10 protein-coding genes are annotated in these 18,375 nt (G+C 73.0%); 1 reads left to right on the forward strand and 9 read right to left on the reverse strand.

What is annotated here, in order from left to right; translation table 11 throughout:
- Positions 1-124 precede the first annotated feature (124 nt).
- Positions 125-4,804 (forward strand): ATP-dependent helicase, encoded by a 4,680-nt coding sequence (locus OG455_RS13465; protein WP_266293408.1) that lies wholly within the window; start codon positions 125-127, stop codon positions 4,802-4,804.
- On the opposite strand, the gene OG455_RS13470 is transcribed toward OG455_RS13465, so the two are convergent.
- From OG455_RS13470 to OG455_RS13510, 9 genes are all read right to left on the reverse strand, one after another.
- Positions 4,733-5,002: a hypothetical protein gene (locus OG455_RS13470; protein ID WP_266293410.1), complete on the reverse strand. Its 270-nt coding sequence runs from the start codon at positions 5,000-5,002 to the stop codon at positions 4,733-4,735. The two genes, OG455_RS13465 and OG455_RS13470, sit on opposite strands and share 72 nt — an antisense overlap.
- A gap of 108 nt (positions 5,003-5,110) precedes the next feature.
- The gene (locus OG455_RS13475; RefSeq protein WP_266293412.1) at positions 5,111-5,479 is read right to left on the reverse strand and encodes a helix-turn-helix domain-containing protein; all 369 of its coding nucleotides are present in this window, start codon (positions 5,477-5,479) and stop codon (positions 5,111-5,113) included.
- Positions 5,480-5,674: 195 nt separating this feature from the next.
- Positions 5,675-6,187 (reverse strand): CinA family protein, encoded by a 513-nt coding sequence (locus OG455_RS13480; RefSeq protein WP_266293413.1) that lies wholly within the window; start codon positions 6,185-6,187, stop codon positions 5,675-5,677.
- Positions 6,184-6,825: a CDP-diacylglycerol--glycerol-3-phosphate 3-phosphatidyltransferase gene (gene pgsA / locus OG455_RS13485; protein ID WP_266293414.1), complete on the reverse strand. Its 642-nt coding sequence runs from the start codon at positions 6,823-6,825 to the stop codon at positions 6,184-6,186. Before pgsA ends, OG455_RS13480 begins: the two co-directional genes overlap by 4 nt.
- Entirely contained in the window at positions 6,822-8,312 is a 1,491-nt protein-coding gene (rimO, locus tag OG455_RS13490) for a 30S ribosomal protein S12 methylthiotransferase RimO (RefSeq protein ID WP_266293415.1), read from the reverse strand. Before rimO ends, pgsA begins: the two co-directional genes overlap by 4 nt.
- An 86-nt stretch (positions 8,313-8,398) precedes the next feature.
- On the reverse strand, positions 8,399-9,259 hold the full coding sequence (locus OG455_RS13495; protein ID WP_266293417.1) for a helix-turn-helix domain-containing protein: 861 nt from the start codon (positions 9,257-9,259) through the stop codon (positions 8,399-8,401).
- A gap of 148 nt (positions 9,260-9,407) precedes the next feature.
- Positions 9,408-12,167, reverse strand: coding sequence for a DNA translocase FtsK (locus OG455_RS13500; protein ID WP_266293419.1), 2,760 nt, complete (start codon positions 12,165-12,167; stop codon positions 9,408-9,410).
- 138 nt (positions 12,168-12,305) lie between these two features.
- Positions 12,306-12,995 (reverse strand): two-component system response regulator, encoded by a 690-nt coding sequence (locus OG455_RS13505; RefSeq protein ID WP_266293421.1) that lies wholly within the window; start codon positions 12,993-12,995, stop codon positions 12,306-12,308.
- Positions 12,996-13,349: 354 nt separating this feature from the next.
- Positions 13,350-17,885, reverse strand: coding sequence for a hybrid sensor histidine kinase/response regulator (locus tag OG455_RS13510; protein ID WP_266300763.1), 4,536 nt, complete (start codon positions 17,883-17,885; stop codon positions 13,350-13,352).
- Positions 17,886-18,375: the final 490 nt, after the last annotated feature.

Below are 18,375 nucleotides of genomic sequence, written 5' to 3' on the forward strand. Positions count from 1 at the left end.
ATCACGATATGAGCGGAATATCTTGTTTGCGCCTTTTATGACCTTCCCTCGCAGCCATCCGGCGGTACCCGCTTTGTCCTCCGAGTCGCCCTCACTGTCAGTGCCGCAGGGCACCATTGGGGGCATGGCGGAACAGCGACCCCACCCCGACCCGCTGGCCGGCTTCGCCCCGGCCACCCGGGCCTGGTTCGAGTCCGCCTTCGACGGCCCGACCAGCGCCCAGGCCGGCGCCTGGGCGGCCATCCGCGAGCACAGCGACGTCCTGGTGGTGGCCCCCACCGGCTCCGGCAAGACGCTGGCCGCCTTCCTGTCCGCGCTGGACCACCTCAGCAGCACCCCGCCGCCGGCCGAGCCCCGCAGGCGCCTGCGGGTCCTCTACATCTCCCCGCTGAAGGCCCTGGCGGTCGATGTCGAGCGCAATCTGCGCGCACCGCTGGCCGGCCTGCGCCAGGCCTCGACCCGGCTCGGCCTGCCGGAGCCGCAGGTGCAGGTCGGCATCCGCTCGGGCGACACCCCCGCGGCCGACCGGCGCAGGTTCCAGAGCCACCCGCCCGACATCCTGATCACCACCCCCGAGTCCCTCTTCCTGCTGCTCACCTCCGCCTCCCGGGAGGCGCTGCGCGGCATCGACACGGTGATCCTCGACGAGGTGCACGCGGTGGCCGGCACCAAGCGCGGCGCCCACCTCGCGCTGAGCCTGGAGCGGCTGGACCAGCTGCTGGAGCGCCCGGCCCGCCGGATCGGCCTGTCCGCCACGGTGCGCCCGGTCGAGGAGGTGGCCCGCTACCTCTCCCCGCAGCGCGGCGCCACCATCGTCCAGCCGCCCTCGGCCAAGCGCTTCGACCTCTCCGTGGTGGTCCCGGTCGCCGACCTGGCCGAGCTCGCGCCCGCCCCGGCGGCGGCCGCCGGCGCCGCCGAGGACGACCCGGCCAGGTCCGCCTCGATCTGGCCGCACGTCGAGGAGCGGATCGTCGACCTGGTCCAGGCGCACCGCTCGACCATCGTCTTCGCCAACTCCCGCCGGCTGGCCGAGCGCCTGTGCAACCGGCTGAACGAGATCGCCCACGAGCGCGCCACCGGCAGCCCACTGCCCGAGTCGCACGCCCCCGCCCAGCTGATGGCCGAGGCGGGCGCGGCCAGGGGCGCCCCACCGATCCTGGCCCGGGCCCACCACGGTTCGGTCTCCAAGGAGCAGCGCGCCCTGGTGGAGGAGGAGCTGAAGGCCGGCCGGCTGCCCGCCGTGGTGGCCACCTCCAGCCTGGAGCTGGGCATCGACATGGGCGCGGTCGACCTGGTGGTCCAGGTCGAGTCGCCGCCCTCGGTCGCCTCCGGCCTGCAGCGGGTCGGCCGCGCCGGGCACCAGGTGGGCGCCGTCTCCACCGGCGTGGTCTTCCCCAAGTACCGCGGCGACCTGGTGCAGTCCGCCGTGGTCACCGAGCGGATGCGGGCCGGGCTGATCGAGGCCCTGCGGGTCCCGCGCAACCCGCTGGACGTGCTGGCCCAGCAGCTGGTCGCGATCACCGCACTGGACACCTGGGACGTGGACGAGCTGCTGACCCTGGTCCGCCGGGCCGCCCCGTTCGCCGCCCTGCCGCAGTCCGCCTTCGACTCGGTGCTCGACATGCTGGCCGGCCGCTACCCTTCGGACGCCTTCGCCGAGCTGCGCCCCCGGCTGGTCTGGGACCGGGTGGCGGGCACCGTCACCGGCCGCCCCGGCGCCCAGCGCCTGGCCGTCACCTCCGGCGGCACCATCCCCGACCGAGGCCTGTTCGGCGTCTTCATCGCCGGCGCCGACCCGAAGAAGGGCGGCGGCCGGGTCGGCGAGCTGGACGAGGAGATGGTCTACGAGTCCCGGGTCGGCGACGTCTTCACCCTGGGCACCAGCTCCTGGCGGATCCAGGAGATCACCCATGACAAGGTGCTGGTCACCCCGGCCCCCGGGGTGCCGGGGCGGCTGCCGTTCTGGAAGGGCGACTCCCTGGGCCGCCCGCTGGAGCTGGGCCGGGCACTGGGCGCCTTCGTCCGCGAGCTGGGCGGCCTGCCCGAGCCCGAGGCCAGGGCCCGCCTGCTGAGTGCCGGGCTGGACGACTGGGCTGCCGGCAACCTGCTCGGCTACCTGGCCGAACAGCGCCAGGCCGCCGGCCACCTACCGGACGACCGCACCATCGTGGTCGAGCGCTTCCGCGACGAGCTCGGCGACTGGCGGATCGTCATCCACTCCCCCTTCGGCGCCCAGGTGCACGCCCCCTGGGCGCTGGCCCTGGGCGCCCGGCTGCGCGAGCGCCACGGCCTGGACCCGCAGGTGATGCACGGCGACGACGGCATCGTGCTGCGGCTGCCGGACGTCGACCTGCTCGACTTCCCGAGCCCCGACGCCCCCCTGCCCGAACCCGACCAGGCGCCGGTCGGGGCCGACACCGCCCTCTTCGACCCCGCCGAGATCGAGCAGCTGGTCACCGACCAGGTCGGCGGCTCCGCGCTCTTCGCCTCCCGGTTCCGCGAGTGCGCCGGCCGCGCGCTGCTGCTGCCCCGGCGCAGCCCCGGCAAGCGCACCCCGCTCTGGCAGCAGCGCCAACGGGCCGCCCAGCTGCTGGAGGTGGCCGGCGAGTTCGGCTCCTTCCCGATCGTGCTGGAGGCCGTCCGCGAGTGCCTGCAGGACGTCTTCGACCTGCCCGGTCTCGTCGAGCTGATGCGCGACCTGGAGTCGCGCGCCGTACGGCTGGTCGAGGTGACCACCCCCGAGCCCTCCCCCTTCGCCCGCTCGCTGCTGTTCGGCTACGTCGCCCAGTTCCTCTACGAGGGCGACTCCCCGCTCGCCGAGCGCCGGGCCGCCGCGCTGGCACTGGACTCCCGGCTGCTGGCCGAACTGCTCGGCCAGGCCGAGCTGCGCGAGCTGATCGACCCGGCGGTGCTGGCCGAGTTGGAGGCCGAACTGCGGCGGCTCACCCCGGAGCGCCGGATCAAGGACGTCGAGGGGGTCGCCGACGCCCTGCGCCTGCTCGGCCCGCTCGGCTCCGCCGAGCTGGCCCTGCGCGGCGCCGAACCGCACTGGCCGACCGAACTCCAGCGCGCCCGGCGGGCCATCGAGGTCAGGATCGCCGGTGAGCAGCGCTGGGCCGCCATCGAGGACGCCGGGCGGCTCAGCGACGCGCTCGGCACCCCGCTGCCGGTCGGCATCCCCGAGGCCTTCACCGAGCCGGTCAAGGATCCACTCGGCGATCTGCTGGCCCGGTACGCCCGCACCAACGGTCCGTTCACCGCGCAGCGGGCCGCCGCCCGCTTCGGCCTGGGCACCGCCGTGGTCGTCGGCGCCCTGCAGCGGCTGACGGCCACCGGCCGCCTGGTCCAGGGGGAGTTCCGCCCCGCCGAGGCGGGCGGCACCGGCGAGACCGAGTGGTGCGACGCGCAGAACCTGCGCCGGCTGCGCCGCCGCTCGCTGGCCGCGCTGCGCCAGGAGGTGGAGGCGGTGCCACCCCGCGCGCTGGCCGCCTTCCTGCCCCAGTGGCAGCACCTGACCGGCCATCAGCTGCGCGGCGAGGACGGCCTGTTCCGGGTCGTCGAGCAGCTCCAGGGGGCCGCGCTGCCCGCCTCCGCGCTGGAGCGGCTGGTGCTGCCGGGGCGGCTGAGCGACTACCAGCCCGCCCTGCTGGACAAGCTGATGGCCGACGGGGAGATCGGCTGGTCGGGCGCCGGTGCGCTGCCGGGGAAGGACGGCTGGATCAGCCTGCACCTGACCGAGAACGCCGACCTGCTGCGCCCCGATCCGCTCCCGCTGACCCTCACCCCCCGGCACGAAGCGATCCTCAAGGCGCTCTCCAGTGGCTATGGAGTCCTGTTCGAGCAGTTGCGCGGGCAACTGCCGGACGAGGCCCCAGGCGAGCTCGTCACCGCGCTGTGGGACCTGGTCTGGGCCGGCCGGGTCACCAATGACACCCTCGGCCCGGTGCGCGCCCTGCTCGGCTCGGCCCGCACCGCGGGCGCCACCGCGCACCGCGCGCCGCGTAGCGTCCCCCGCGGCCGCTACGGCGCGCTGGGCCGCACCCCGGCCCGTCCCGCCGACCCGACGGTGGGCGGGCGCTGGTCGCTGCTGGCCGCCCCGGCCGAACCGACCGCCCGCGCCGCCGCCCAGGCCCAGGTGCTGCTGGACCGGCACGGTGTGCTCACCCGGGGCACCGTGCAGGCCGAGCGGATCCAGGGCGGCTTCGCGGCGGTCTACCGGGTGCTCTCCGCCTTCGAGGAGCGCGGCCGGGCCCGGCGCGGCTACCTGGTCGAGGGGCTGGGCGGCGCGCAGTTCGCGATGGAGGGCGCGGCGGACCGGCTGCGCTCGGTCAGCGGCCGCCTGGAGCGGGCCGGCACCGACTGGCCGGGCGGCGCCACGGGCCCGGCCGGTCAGCCCGGTCAGCCCGGTCAGCCCGGTCAGGCCACCGGCCCGCAGGCCCAGCTACTGGCGGCGGCCGACCCCGCCAACGCCTACGGGGCGGCGCTGCCCTGGCCCGAGCCGCCGGGCGAGCAGGGCGGCGCCCACCGCCCGGGCCGCAAGGCCGGTGCCCTGGTGGTCCTGGTGGACGGCGAACTCGCGCTCTACCTGGAGCGCGGCGGCAAGTCACTGCTCTGCTGGACCGAAGGGGAGCCGGAGCTGACCGCGGCGGTCGGAGCGCTGACCGAGGCGGTGCGGCGCGGCCGGCTGAGCGGCCTGACCGTGGAGCGGGCGAACGGCGCGAGCGCGCTCGGTTCAGCGCTCGGCCTCGTCCTGGAGGAGGGGGGCTTCCACCCCACCCCGCGCGGCCTGCGCCTGCGCGGTTAGCCGCCGCCTGGGACGCACCGGCTGCCGGTCGGTGTGCAGCGGCAGGACGCCCAGGCCCCAGCCACCCAGGGTGAGCAGCGCCAGCAGGGCATCCGAGCCACCAGGACGGGCCCCGGCCGGCAGCAGCCAGCAGCAGAGCACGCCGATCGCCACAGCGGCGAGCAGCACGGCCCGCACCGAGCGGCGCAGGCCGCGCAAGAACGTATGACCTCGTCGGCTGCCTCGGCCTATTCGGCCCGCAGGCCCGCCCTGCGGCGAGCGGTGCACGCGTGACTCCTTCTCTCGGCCCCCCGGTGCAGGGCGAGGTCAGGCAGCGACGACGTCCACAGCCGCGGCCTTGGGAGTGATCGAGCTCATCCGGTCGCCCGGGGCCGGCAACGGCACGGGCTCCAGCACCGGACGCAGCATGCCGTCCTCGGAGAGCGTCGACATCGCGGCCAGCTCGGCCAGCGACAGCTCGTCGCTCACCTCGCGCATGACCTCGGACATCCGGACGTCCAGTGCGTCGCAGATCGCCGAGAGCAGTTCGGAGGACGCCTCCTTCTGCCCGCGCTCGACCTCGGAGAGGTAACCGAGCGACACTCGTGCGGCGGCCGACACCTCGCGAAGTGTGCGGCCCTGGCGCTGGCGCTGCCGACGCAGCACGTCACCCAAGAGGCGACGGAGCAGGATCATCGGTGGCTCCCTCCTCGGACTGCGGATCGAGATGTCACGACCCCACCGTACCGCCTTGCCCGCTTCGTGTGCGGGGACCGTGGTCGTGTTCACTCTGGGCTGCAAGCCTCTCCCCTCCCCTGTTCTTCCCGCCCCGGGCGCCGGCACGCCCCTCCTGATGAGAGGTTCCCCGGATTCTGCCTGTTCAGGCGTTGTTCAGCTGACACCCGTGGTGCCGACGGCGTTCTCCTCGGTGGCCAACCGGTCCAACAGCAGTTCCAGGGCCCCGGCCGCGGCCTTGCGTCGGATTGTGGCACGGTCCCCGGACAGCTGGGGCGATCTCACGGCAGTTCCCCCCGGACCGGCGAATCCGAGGTGTACTGTGCCGACTGCGCGGCCGTCCTGCTCGGTCGGCCCGGCCACCCCCGTGGTGGAGAGCCCGTAGGTGGCACCCAGCAGAGCGCGCACCCCCTCGGCCATCTGGCGGGCCACCACCGGGTGCACCGGCCCCTCGACCGCGAGCAGCCCCTCGTCCACGCCCAGCACCGAGGCCTTCAGCTCGGTGGCGTAGGCGGTGACCGAGCCGCGGAAGGTCTGCGAGGCACCGGGGACCTCCACCAGCCACGCGGCCAGCAGACCGCCGGTCAGTGACTCGGCGACCGCCACCGTGGCGCCGATCGCGCGCAGCTCGGCGTGCACCCGCTCGGCCGCCGGGACGAACTCCGTCATCGCCCCTCCCGCTCCCTGGCCCGTCCCTCACGCCGCAGCCGCAGCGCCTGGCCGACGTAGTCGGCCCCGGTGCCCAAGGTCATCAGCACGGCCAGCAGGATCAGCACCAGCCGCGCGGTCGCCAGCCAGCCGGTCAGCGGCAGCACGTACATGCCCACCGCGATCCCCTGGGTCAGCGTCTTGAGCTTGCCGCCCCGGCTGGCCGGGATCACGCTGTAGCGGATCACCCAGAAGCGCAGCAGGGTGATGCCCAGTTCGCGGGCCAGGATCACCACGGTGATCCACCACGGCAGGTCGCCGAGCGCCGAGAGGCCGATCAGCGCGGCCCCCATGATCGCCTTGTCGGCGATCGGGTCGGCGATCTTGCCGAAGTCGGTCACCAGGCCCTTGCGGCGGGCGATCTCGCCGTCGAACAGGTCGGTGATCATGGCGATCGCGAAGGCCGCCCAGGCCACCGCCCGCCACTTGGGGTTGTGCCCGCCGTCCACCAGCAGCAGCGCCACGAAGACCGGCACCAGGGCGAGACGCAGCATGGTCAGCAGGTTGGCGAGGTTCCACAGCGATGGCACCACCGCCGTCGGCACCGCCCCCGGACGGGCCGGGCGCGCCGCTGCCGGGCTGCCCGGCCCGCCGGTCATGCCGCGGCCGCCGTACGGACGAGCTCGATCGCCTCGGCGACCAGGTCCACGCCCTCGCTGGCCACCACCCGGGCCCGGTAGTACTGGCCGACCTCGGCCTCGGGCGCACCGGTGAGCACGGTCAGGCCGTCGGTCTCCGGCGCCTGGTGGGCGGCTCTGCCCTCGATCAGCAGCTCCTCGTCGTCCTCGTCGCCGCCCTCGATGGCGGCCACGGCCTCCACCAGGACCAGCACCTCGGTGCCGATCCGCTGCTCGGCGCGCTGGGCGGTCAGCTCCTCGGCGAGCCGGGTCAGCCTGGCCAACCGCTCGGCGACCACGTCCTCGGGGAGCTTGCCCTCGAAGGTCGCGGCCTCGGTGCCGTCCTCGTCGGAGTAGCCGAAGACGCCGATCGCGTCCAGCCCCGCCTCGGTGATGAACCGTTCCAGCTCGGCGAAGTCCGCCTCGCTCTCGCCGGGGAAGCCGACGATGAAGTTGGACCGGGCGCCGGCCTGCGGCGCCTTCTCGCGGATGGTCCGCAGCAGCTCCAGGAACTGCTCGGTGTTGCCGAAGCGGCGCATCCGGCGCAGCACGGCGGGCGCCGAGTGCTGGAAGGAGAGGTCGAAGTACGGGACCACGCCGTCGGTCGAGGTCATCGCCTCGACCAGGCCGGGGCGCATCTCGGCGGGCTGCAGGTAGCTGACCCGGACCCGCTCGATGCCGGGCACCGCGGCGATCTCGCTCAGCAGCGTCTCCAGCAGGCGGATGTCGCCCAGGTCCTTGCCGTAGGAGGTGTTGTTCTCGCTGACCAGCACCACCTCGCTGACCCCCTGCCCGGCCAGCCAGACGGCCTCGTTCAGCACGTCCGAGGGGCGGCGGGAGATGAAGGAGCCGCGGAAGGCGGGGATGGCGCAGAAGGAGCAGCGCCGGTCGCAGCCGGAGGCGAGCTTGATCGAGGCCACCGGGCTGTCGTCCAGCCGCTTGCGCAGGGTGCGGGGGCCGGAGGCCGGGGCCAGGCCCTCGGGCAGGTCCTGGGGCGCGCCGTGGCCCGGCAGCGCCACCTCGGCCGCGGCGGCCTGCCGCTCGACCGGGGTCAGCGGGAGCAGCTTGCGGCGGTCGCGCGGCAGGTGGGCGGCGTGGTGGCCACCGGAGAGGATGGTCTGCAGACGGTCGCTGATGTCGGCGTAGTCGTCGAAGCCGAGCACACCGTCGGCCTCGGGCAGCGCGTCGGCGAGCTCCTTGCCGTAGCGCTCGGCCATGCAGCCGACCGCGACCACGGCCTGGGTGCGACCGTGGCCCTTGAGGTCGTTGGCCTCCAGCAGGGCGTCCACCGAGTCCTTCTTGGCGGCTTCGACGAAGCCGCAGGTGTTGACGACGGCGACATCGGCTTCGCTCGCGTCGTCGACCAGTTGCCAGCCATCGGCCTCCAGTCGCCCGGCGAGTTCCTCGGAGTCGACCTCGTTGCGGGCGCATCCGAGCGTGACCAGGGCGACAGTACGGCGTTCAGGCATAGGGCCAAGATTAACGCGCGGCCCCCGGTGCCGTTTCCCCCGGAGGCCGCGCGGCGGTGATCAGGGGTCCTCGGACGCCCTGGCGGCTAGCCGGCCTGCGGGTCGCCGGGGGTGTAGGTGAGGTGCACCACCTGGCCGTCCTTGCCGGCGGGGCCCAGGTCCTTGCCGTTGACGTACAGGTGCACGGCGGCCGCGTTGCCGATCACCAGCTTGATCGACCTGGGGTCGGTGAAGGTCTGGTCCTGACCCTGGTCGAGGTTGTTCTGGAAGAGCGACTTGCCATCGCTGTCGGCGGCCGAGATCCAGCTGGTGCCGCTGTCGGCGACCAGCTTGACGGTGACCTTGTCGGCCGGGGCGGCCGCGATCGGGGCGACGCTGGGGGCCGGCGCGGGCGGCTGGGCTGGCGTGGGGCTCGGCGAGGCCGACACCGTGGCGCTGGGCAGCGGGGAGCTGGCCGAGCCCACCGCGGCCCGGCCGGACTTGCCGCTGACCAGGTTGAAACCGATCAGCAGGACCACCGCGGCGATGGCCACCAGCATCGCGGCGGTCCAGTTCGGGCGGCCCGAGCCCGTCCGGATCCGCCGGGAGTCCAGCGTGGCCACGGGGGCCAGCTGGACCGGCTCGGTGCCGTGGATCGCGTCGTAGCGGGCCACCAGGGCGTCGCCGTCGGCGTCGACCGCGCGGGCCAGCGCGCGCAGGTGGCCGCGGGCGTAGAAGTCGCCGCCGCAGCGGCTGAAGTCGTCCTCCTCGATCGCGTGCACGATCGGGACCCGGACCCTGGTCCGAGCGCTCACCTCGTCCACCGTCAGCCCGGCGGCGAGCCTGGCCTCGGCCAGCACCCGGCCGATGGCCGGCGTGCCGGCCTGCCCGGTCGGCTGGGGTTCGGCCGGGCCGGCGGCGTCGGAGGATCGGCGGTTGTCGCGGCGGGAAGACTTGCCGGTGGTCACTGGGCGCGCCTTTCGAGCGGAGGCGACCTGCTGAGAGATCAGTCTAGGGGTGCGGGTGAATCGTTTCTCAACCGGAGTTCGACCGAACGCGCACCGTCCGTCGCGGTGCCAAACGGCCTCGCGGGGCCGCTGGGACCCGCTCGGAGCGCTACCCGCGGATGATGGCCAGCACTCCGTCCAACTCGTCCGGTTTGACCAGGACGTCCCGGGCCTTGGAGCCCTCGCTGGGCCCCACGATGCCGCGGGACTCCATCAGGTCCATCAGCCGCCCGGCCTTGGCGAAGCCCACCCGAAGCTTGCGCTGCAGCATCGAGGTCGAGCCGAACTGGGTGGAGACCACCAGTTCGGCGGCCTGGATGAGCAGGTCCAGGTCGTCGCCGATCTCCTCGTCGATCTCCTTCTTGGGACCGCCACCGACCGTGACGTCGTCGCGGTACACCGCGGTCAGCTGGTCCTTGCAGTGCTGCACCAGCGCGGCGATCTCGGCCTCGGTGACGAAGGCACCCTGCATCCGGACCGGCTTGCTCGCGCCCATCGGCAGGAAGAGCGCGTCGCCCTTGCCGATCAGCTTCTCGGCGCCGGGCTGGTCCAGGATGACCCGGGAGTCGGCCATCGCCGAGGTGGCGAAGGCCAGCCGGGAGGGCACGTTGGCCTTGATCAGGCCGGTCACCACGTCCACCGAGGGCCGTTGGGTGGCGAGCACCAGGTGGATGCCGGCCGCGCGGGCCAGCTGGGTGATCCGGACCACCGAGTCCTCGACGTCGCGCGGCGCGACCATCATCAGGTCGGCGAGCTCGTCGACGATCACCAGCAGGTACGGATACGGCCTCAGCTCCCGCTCGCTGCCCAGCGGCGGGGTCACCTTGCCGGCCCGCACCGCCGCGTTGAAGTCGTCCACGTGCCGGAAGCCGAACGCCGCCAGGTCGTCGTAGCGCAGGTCCATCTCGCGGACCACCCACTGCAGCGCCTCGGCCGCCTTCTTCGGGTTGGTGATGATCGGTGTGATCAGGTGCGGGATGCCCTCGTAGGCAGTCAGCTCGACCCGCTTGGGGTCGACCAGCACCATCCGGACCTCGTCGGGGGTGGCCCGGGCCAGCACCGAGGTGATCAGGCAGTTGATGCAGGAGGACTTGCCCGCGCCGGTGGCACCCGCGACCAGGATGTGCGGCATCTTGGCCAGGTTGGCGAGCACCGTGTGGCCCTCGACGTCCTTGCCCATGCCGACCACCATCGGATGGGTGTCCTCGGCGGCGCTGCGCGAGCGCAGCAGGTCGCCGAGGTTGACCATCTCGCGGTCACCGTTGGGGATCTCGATGCCGACCGCGGACTTGCCGGGGATCGGGCTGATGATCCGCACGTCCGGGCTGGCCACCGCGTAGGCGATGTTCTTGGCCAGCGCGGTGATCCGCTCGACCTTGACCGCCGGGCCGAGCTCCACCTCGTAGCGGGTGACCGTCGGGCCCCGGGTGAAGCCGGTGACCTTGGCGTCCACCTTGAACTCGGCGAAGGTCGAGGTGAGCTGGGCGACCACCTGGTCGTTGAGCGCGCTGCGGGTCTTGCCGGGGCCGCCGCGCTCCAGCAGGTCCAGCGGGGGCAGCGTGTAACCGCCGCCGCCGAGCAGTTGGAGCTGCTCCATCCGGACCGGCGCGGGGCCGTGCCCGGCCGGCGCGGCGGGCTCGCCGGGCGCCGCGGTGCGGGCCGGTGGCACCGCCGCCTCCTCCGGCGGGGCGGTGCGGTCCTGGACCTGGTGCATGATGCTGGCCACCGCGGGCGAGGCCGGCACGCCGTGCAGCAGCGCGCCGTCCAGGTCGGCGGCCACTCCGGCGGCCAGGTCGCGGGTCTGGAACGGGTCCTTGACGAACATGTCGGGGACGGCGGGCGCCAGCTCCGGCTCGTCCACCTGCTTGCGGCGCCCGCGCCGGCGCCGGGCACCGACCTCGTCGTGCGGGTCCTCCTCGACGGTGTAGGGCAGCGCGTCTGGGTCGGCGTCCTCCGGCGGTTCGGTGGACAGCTCGCGCTCGCCGGTGGCGTACGGCTCGCCGTACTCGTCCAGCTCGTCCGGTGCCTCGTGCGCGGTCGCCTCCAGCACGCCGAGCCGCTCGCCGAGCAGCCGCAGCCGCTCCGGGATCCGGTTGACCGGGGTGGCCGTGACCACCAGCAGGCCGAAGAAGGAGAGCAGCAGCAGCAGCGGGACGGCCAGCGGCGGACCGGCGGCGGCCATCATCGGGGTGGAGGCGGCCCAGCCGAGGATGCCGCCGGCGTCGCGGATCCGGGTCGCCCCGCTCTGCATCCCGGGGGCGCCGCAGCCGATGTGGACCAGGCCCAGCACCCCGATCACCAGCGTGCTCAGGCCGATCGCGATCCGGCCGTTGGCCTCCGGCAGGCCGGGGTGGCGCATCAGCCGGACCGCGATCGCGGCCAGCAGCAGCGGGACCAGCACCGCCAGCCGGCCGAAGAGGCCGCTGACCACGGCGGTGGCGGCGTCGCCCAGCCAGCCCTGCGGGCTGAACCAGGTGCCGGCGGCGGTGACCAGGGCCAGGGCCAGCAGCAGCAGCGCCACGCCGTCCTTGCGATGGGCCGGGTGCAGGCCCTTGGCGCCGTCGCCGAAACCGCGGAAGAGCGCGCCCACGCTGTGCGCCAGGCCGAGCCAGCAGGCCCGCACGGCGCGGAAGAGTATCGGCTGCCTGGCTTTCGGCCTGGGCGCGGGGGCACTCGGCGGGGCGGCGATCGCCTTCTTCGCCGGTGCGGTCCTCGCCGGAGCCTTCTTGGCGGCCGCCTTGGCCGGCGCGCTCTTGACGGGTGGTTTGGCCGACGCCTTGCGGGCCGGAGCCTTCTTCGCCGGGGCGGCCTTCTTCGCCGGTCCCGGACTCGAGGTGCGTGCCGTGCTGCCGGGCGTCCGTGAGGCCATGGCCCAGAGCCTACCGGCGGCCCTGAGCGCTGGACACATGACCGACCGTCATGCCCCCGGCGTGTCGTCGCGGCCGGTCGACACACCGTCAGCGGGCCGCTGATTCACCTGACCGGCCGAGCCCGGGCAGGACAGGGCTCAGGCGGAGTCGGCACCCGGCCGCAGCGCCTCCAGGGCGGCCCGCAGGCCGGCCAGCTTGCGCTCCAGCTGGGCCGCGGTGGCGGCGGCCCCGGTCTCGGGCGAGTCGCCCAACTGCTTGGTGAGCGCCTCGGCCTGCTCCTCCACCGAGGCGAGCCGCGCGGAGAGCTCGGCCAGCAGCGGCTCCGCGCTGCCGCTGCCCTGGCGCGCGTCGCCCTGCCGCCCGTCACCCTGGCGGCTGTCGGCCTGCCGGCCGTCGTCCAACTGCAGCCGCAGCAGCGCCGCCTGCTCCTTGAGCTGGCAGTTCTTCACGTAGAGGTCGACGAAGACGGAGACCTTGGCGCGCAGCACCCAGGGGTCGAACGGCTTGGAGATGTAGTCCACCGCGCCGGCCGCGTAGCCACGGAAGGTGTGGTGCGGGCCGTGGTTGATCGCGGTCAGGAAGATGATCGGGATGTCCCGGGTGCGCTCGCGGCGCTTGATGTGCGCCGCGGTCTCGAACCCGTCCATCCCCGGCATCTGGACGTCCAGCAGGATCACCGCGAAGTCGTCGGTGAGCAGCGCCTTGAGCGCTTCCTCCCCCGAGGCGGCGCGGACCAGCGTCTGATCCAGCGCCGAGAGGATGGCCTCCAACGCCAGTAGGTTCTCCGGTCGGTCGTCGACCAGGAGGATCTTCGCCTTCTGCACCACGACCCGCCCTCCTGCCGGATAGCCCGGTTGTTTGCCGCGTACCGGCACCTGTGTACCGCCTGCCACCGACCCGGTCATGCTAGCCGCACCCCCAAGCCCTGCCCTATCGGATGGTCGCAACAGGGCACCCGAGTGCCTGCCGCACCGGTGACCCCGGCGCGCACACCTGCGCACCGTCGCCATCCGGTTACTGTTCGCAACGATGAGTGACCCTAGCGGGTTCCCGGCCCGGCCCGCCAGTAAACGCCGGTGTCCTCGCGCCGGGTCCGGAGCGGGCCCAGGGCCTGTCCGACAGACCCTAGTGCCGCGTCGGGCAAGCTTCGCCCCGTCGCGCAAGAGTTGCCTGACGCGGCACTAGGCGAGTTCGCCGCGCGCCCCCAGCCACTGCCGCATCACACCGAGCAGGTGGTCGGTGTCCACCGGCTTGGTCACGTGGTCGGAGGCGCCCGCCGCGAGGCTCTTCTCCCGGTCGCCCTTCATCGCCTTGGCGGTCAGCGCGATGATCGGCAGCCCGGCGAAGTTGGGCATCCGGCGGATCGCCTCGGTGGTCGCGTAGCCGTCCATCTCCGGCATCATGATGTCCATCAGCACCAGGGCCACGTCCTCGTGGTGTTCGAGCATCTCGATGCCCTCGCGGCCGTTCTCCGCGTACAGCACGGTCAGTCCGTACTGCTCCAGCACGCTGGTGAGGGCGAAGACGTTGCGCACGTCGTCATCGACGATCAGCACCTCCTCGCCGTCGAACCGGCCCTGGAACTGCGGCCCCGCACCGGCCCGGGGCGCCGGCAGCTCCTCGGCGCGCGGGCCGGGCGCCGCCTCGGCGTCCAGGGCCGAGCGCCGGCGCTCGGCCGCGTCCCGGCGCCGCTCCTCGGCCAGCTCGCGGACCTCCTGGGCCCAGTGGTCGGCCGGGTTCTCACCGACCGGCACCGGCAGCCCGGTGGGGGTGATGCCGACCGCGGCCCGCAGCCGGCCGCCGCCCGCCGCCCCGCCCGCCGGCCGCTCGCGCTCCGGCTGGCCCTCCGCGGCCCCGCTGTGCAGCGGCAGGTAGAGGGTGAAGGTGCTGCCCTCGCCCAACTCGCTCTCGGCGTGGATCTCCCCGCCCAGCAGCCGGGCGATCTCCCGGCTGATGGACAGTCCCAGGCCGGTGCCGCCGTACTTGCGGCTGGTCCCGCCGTCGGCCTGCTTGAACGCCTCGAAGATCTCGCGCAGCTTGTTGCCGGGGATGCCGATGCCGGTGTCGGTCACCGAGAAGGCCACCAACTGGGCGTCCGGGTCGTCGATCTGACCGGACTCCAGCAGTTGCTCGCGCACGTGTTGCGGCACCACCGGGCGGGCCGGCTCGATGGCCAGGTGCACCGCGCCGGAGTCGGTGAACTTCACCGCGTTGGAGAGCAGGTTGCGCAGCACCTGCTGGAGCCGCTGCTCGTCGGTGTGCAGGGTGGGCGGCAGCTCGGGCGAGACGGTGACCGTGAACTCCAGGCCCTTGTCGGCGGTCAGCGGCCGGAACGCCGCCTCGACGTAGTCGGTCAGCTGGACCAGGGCGATCTTGGCCGGGCGGACGTCCATCTTGCCGGCCTCGACCTTGGAGAGGTCGAGGATGTCGTTGATCAGCTGCAGCAGGTCGGACCCGGCGCCGTGGATGGTGTCGGCGAACTCGACCTGCTTGGAGGAGAGGTTGCCCTCGTTGTTGTCGGAGAGCAGCTTGGCCAGGATCAGCAGGGAGTTGAGCGGGGTGCGCAGCTCGTGCGACATGTTGGCGAGGAACTCGCTCTTGTAGCGCGAGGCGAGGGCGAGCTGCTCGGCGCGCTCCTCCAGGACCTTGCGGGCCTCCTCGATCTCGCTGTTCTTGATCTCGATGTCGCGGTTCTGCTGGGCCAGTTGCTCGGCCTTCTCCTGCAGCTCCTCGTTGGTGCGCTCCAGCTCCTCCTGGCGCGCCTCCAACTCGGCCGAGCGCATGGAGAGTTCGGCGGTCAGCCGCTGGGACTCCAGCAGCAGCCCCTCGGTCTTGGTGTTGACGCTGATGGTGTTGACCGTGACGCCGATCAGGTCGGCGATCTGGTTCAGGAAGTCCATCACCACGGTGGTGAAGGCGCTGAAGGTGGCCAGCTCGATCACCCCGAGCAGCCGGCCCTCGAAGAGCACCGGCAGCACCACCACATGGGCCGGTGAGGCCTCGCCGAGGCCGGAGGAGATCCGCAGGTACCCGGGGGGCGCCTCGGTCAGGCTGATCGGGCGCTTCTCCACCGCGGCCTGGCCGACCAGCGACTCACCGGGGCGGAAGGTGGTGGGCATCGAGCGGCGCTGGTAGCCGTACGAGCCGATCAGGCGCAGCACCGTGTCCGACTCGTCGTCGTCCTCGGTGATCATCTCGGCGGTCCGGCCGGCCGGCTGGGCCAGGAAGAAGGCGCCGTGCTGCGCGGAGATCACCGGGGTCAGCTCCGACATGATCAGCGAGGCGACCGCCTCCAGGTCGCGCCGGCCCTGGAGCAGGCCGGAGAAGCGGGCCATGTTGGTCTTCAGCCAGTCCTGCTCCTGGTTGGTGCGCGTGGTCTCGCGCAGGTTGGCGATCATCTGGTTGATGTTGTCCTTGAGCTCGTCGATCTCGCCCGAGGCGTCGACGTCGATGCGCAGGGACAGGTCGCCGCGGGTCACGGCGGTGGCCACCTGGGCGATCGCGCGCACCTGCCGGGTCAGGTTGTTGGCGAGCTCGTTCACACCCTCGGTGAGGTCCTGCCAGGTGCCGTCCACCCCGGGGACCCGGGCCTGGCCGCCGAGCCGGCCGTCGGTGCCCACCTCGCGGGCCACCCGGGTCACCTCATCGGCGAACGAACTCAGCTGGTCCACCATGGTGTTGATGCTGGTCTTCAGGTCCAGGATCTCGCCGCGGGCGTCCACGTCGATCTTCTGGGACAGGTCGCCGCGGGCCACCGCCGTGATCACCAGGGCGATGTTGCGCACCTGGCCGGTCAGGTTGTTGGCCATCTGGTTGACGTTGTCGGTCAGGTCCTTCCAGATGCCGGCCACGCCCGGCACGTCCGCCTGGCCGCCGAGGATGCCGTCGGTGCCCACCTCGCGGGCCACCCGGGTCACCTGGACGGCGAAGGCGTTCAGCTGGTCGACCATCGTGTTGAGGGTGCCGGCCAGCGCGGCGACCTCGCCCTGCGCCTCGATGGTGATCTTCTTCGAGAGGTCGCCGCGGGCCACCGCGGTGGCCACCTCGGCGATGTTGCGCACCTGGCTGGTCAGGTTGGACGCCATGAAGTTGACGTTGTCGGTCAGGTCCTTCCAGATGCCCGAGACCCCGCGCACCCGGGCCTGGCCGCCCAGGATCCCCTCGGTGCCCACCTCGCGGGCCACCCGGGTCACCTCGTCGGCGAACGCGCTCAGCTGGTCGACCATGGTGTTGACGGTGGTGACCAGTTCCAGGATCTCGCCGCGCGCGTCGACGGTGATCTTCTTGGAGACGTCGCCGAGCGCCACCGCCGTGGTCACCTCGGCGATGTTGCGCACCTGGCTGGTCAGGTTGTTGGCCATCAGGTTGACGCTGTTGGTGAGGTCCTTCCAGGTGCCGGAGACCCCCGGCACGCTGGCCTGGCCGCCGAGGATGCCCTCGGTACCGACGTCCCTGGCGACCCTGGTCACCTCGTCCGCGAAGGCGGAGAGCTGGTCGACCATGGTGTTGATGGTGTTCTTCAGCTCCAGGATCTCGCCCCGGGCATCCACCTGGATCTTCTGCGACAGGTCACCGCGCGCCACCGCCGTGGTCACCTGCGCGATGTTGCGCACCTGATCGGTGAGGTTGTTCGCCATGAAGTTCACCGAATCGGTCAGATCGCGCCACACCCCCGCGACCCCCGGCACCTGCGCCTGACCACCCAGGCGCCCCTCGGTCCCCACGTCCCGCGCCACCCGCGTCACCTGCGCGGCGAAGGCGGAGAGCTGGTCGACCATGGTGTTGATGGTGTTCTTCAGCTCCAGGATCTCGCCCCGGGCATCCACTTCGATCTTCTGCGACAGGTCACCGCGCGCCACCGCCGTGGTCACCTGCGCGATGTTGCGCACCTGATCGGTGAGGTTGTTCGCCATGAAGTTCACCGAATCGGTCAGATCGCGCCACACCCCCGCGACCCCCGGCACCTGCGCCTGACCACCCAGGCGCCCCTCGGTCCCCACGTCCCGCGCCACCCGCGTCACCTGCGCGGCGAACGAATTCAGCTGGTCCACCATCGTGTTGACGGTGTTCTTCAGCTCCAGCATCTCGCCTGCCACGTCGACCGTGACCTTGTGCGAGAGGTCGCCCTTGGCCACCGCCGTGGTCACCTCGGCGATGTTGCGCACCTGGGCGGTGAGGCGGCCCGCCATGGTGTTGACGGAGTCGGCCAGGTCCTTCCAGCTGCCCGACATCGAGCGGACCCGGGCCTGGCCGCCGAGCTTGCCCTCGGTGCCCACCTCGATGGCCACCCGGGTCACTTCGTCGGTGAACTCGGAGAGCTGGTCGACCAGTCCGTTGACGGTCCGCCCGACCTTGAGGAACTCACCGCGCAGCGGGTGGCTGCCGCCGTCGGGCTGGTTGGAGCGCAACTCCATCCGCTGGTCGAGGTCACCCTCGGCGATCGAGGCCAGCACCCGGCCGACCTCGGCCATCGGGCGGGCCAGGTCGTCGATCAGCGCGTTGCAGTTGTCCACCGCCGAGGCCCAGGCGCCCTCGCCCGCGCCGTTCTCCAGCCGGGCGGTCAGCCGGCCCTCGCGCCCGACCGCCCGGCGCACCCGGGCCAGCTCGCCGGTCAGGTGCTGGTTGCGCTCCGCCACCTCGTTGAACATCGCGGCGATCTCAGCCATCGGACCGTCGCCCGGCACGGTGAGGCGGCGCCGGAAGTTGCCGTCGCGCATCGCGGTCAGCGCGCCGAGCAGCTTGCGCAGCTCGGCCGGCTCGGCCCCGCGGTTGTGCCCGGGGCGGCGCCCGGCCCCGCCGCGGGGCGCGGTCGTGGCGCGCGCGCCGCGCGGCGCGGCCGCGCTCTTCTGTCCGGTGGTGCTCTGACCGGCAGCGTCCTTGGTGGCGGAACTCAACGGGACCCTCCCACGTCGCGACTGGCTGGGACCCGCGGGCCCGGCAGGCTGGGCGCGCCGCTCCCGCGGATCCCCCAGTCTGACAGCACCCACCGACCGGCAACGCCCGGTTCGCCAGGCTCACACCGTGGTGCGGACGCCTCGGCGGTTCGGTTCCGGGGGCCAGGGGTGGGGAGAATCACTGCACGGCTACTGTTTCGCTCCCCCTTTCCCCCGGGGAGACCAGCCGGAAAGTAGGGTGGAGCGCTGCACCTCGCCCTGGCCGGTGCCACCGGGGCTCAGCCACTGGGCGCCGGGGGCACCAGGCGCCGAG

It is taken from the genome of Kitasatospora sp. NBC_01287 (assembly GCF_026340565.1).
GTDB lineage: Bacteria > Actinomycetota > Actinomycetes > Streptomycetales > Streptomycetaceae > Kitasatospora.

Bases quoted from the DNA above. Each gene is read 5' to 3' on its own strand.
- OG455_RS13475 (WP_266293412.1), bottom strand. From the start codon at position 5,479: ATGATCCTGCTCCGTCGCCTCTTGGGTGACGTGCTGCGTCGGCAGCGC.
- OG455_RS13500 (WP_266293419.1), bottom strand. From the start codon at position 12,167: ATGGCCTCACGGACGCCCGGCAGCACGGCACGCACCTCGAGTCCGGGA.
- OG455_RS13510 (WP_266300763.1), bottom strand. From the start codon at position 17,885: ATGCGCGACGGCAACTTCCGGCGCCGCCTCACCGTGCCGGGCGACGGT.
- OG455_RS13465 (WP_266293408.1), top strand. From the start codon at position 125: ATGGCGGAACAGCGACCCCACCCCGACCCGCTGGCCGGCTTCGCCCCG.
- pgsA (WP_266293414.1), bottom strand. From the start codon at position 6,825: ATGACCGGCGGGCCGGGCAGCCCGGCAGCGGCGCGCCCGGCCCGTCCG.
- rimO (WP_266293415.1), bottom strand. From the start codon at position 8,312: ATGCCTGAACGCCGTACTGTCGCCCTGGTCACGCTCGGATGCGCCCGC.
- OG455_RS13480 (WP_266293413.1), bottom strand. From the start codon at position 6,187: ATGACGGAGTTCGTCCCGGCGGCCGAGCGGGTGCACGCCGAGCTGCGC.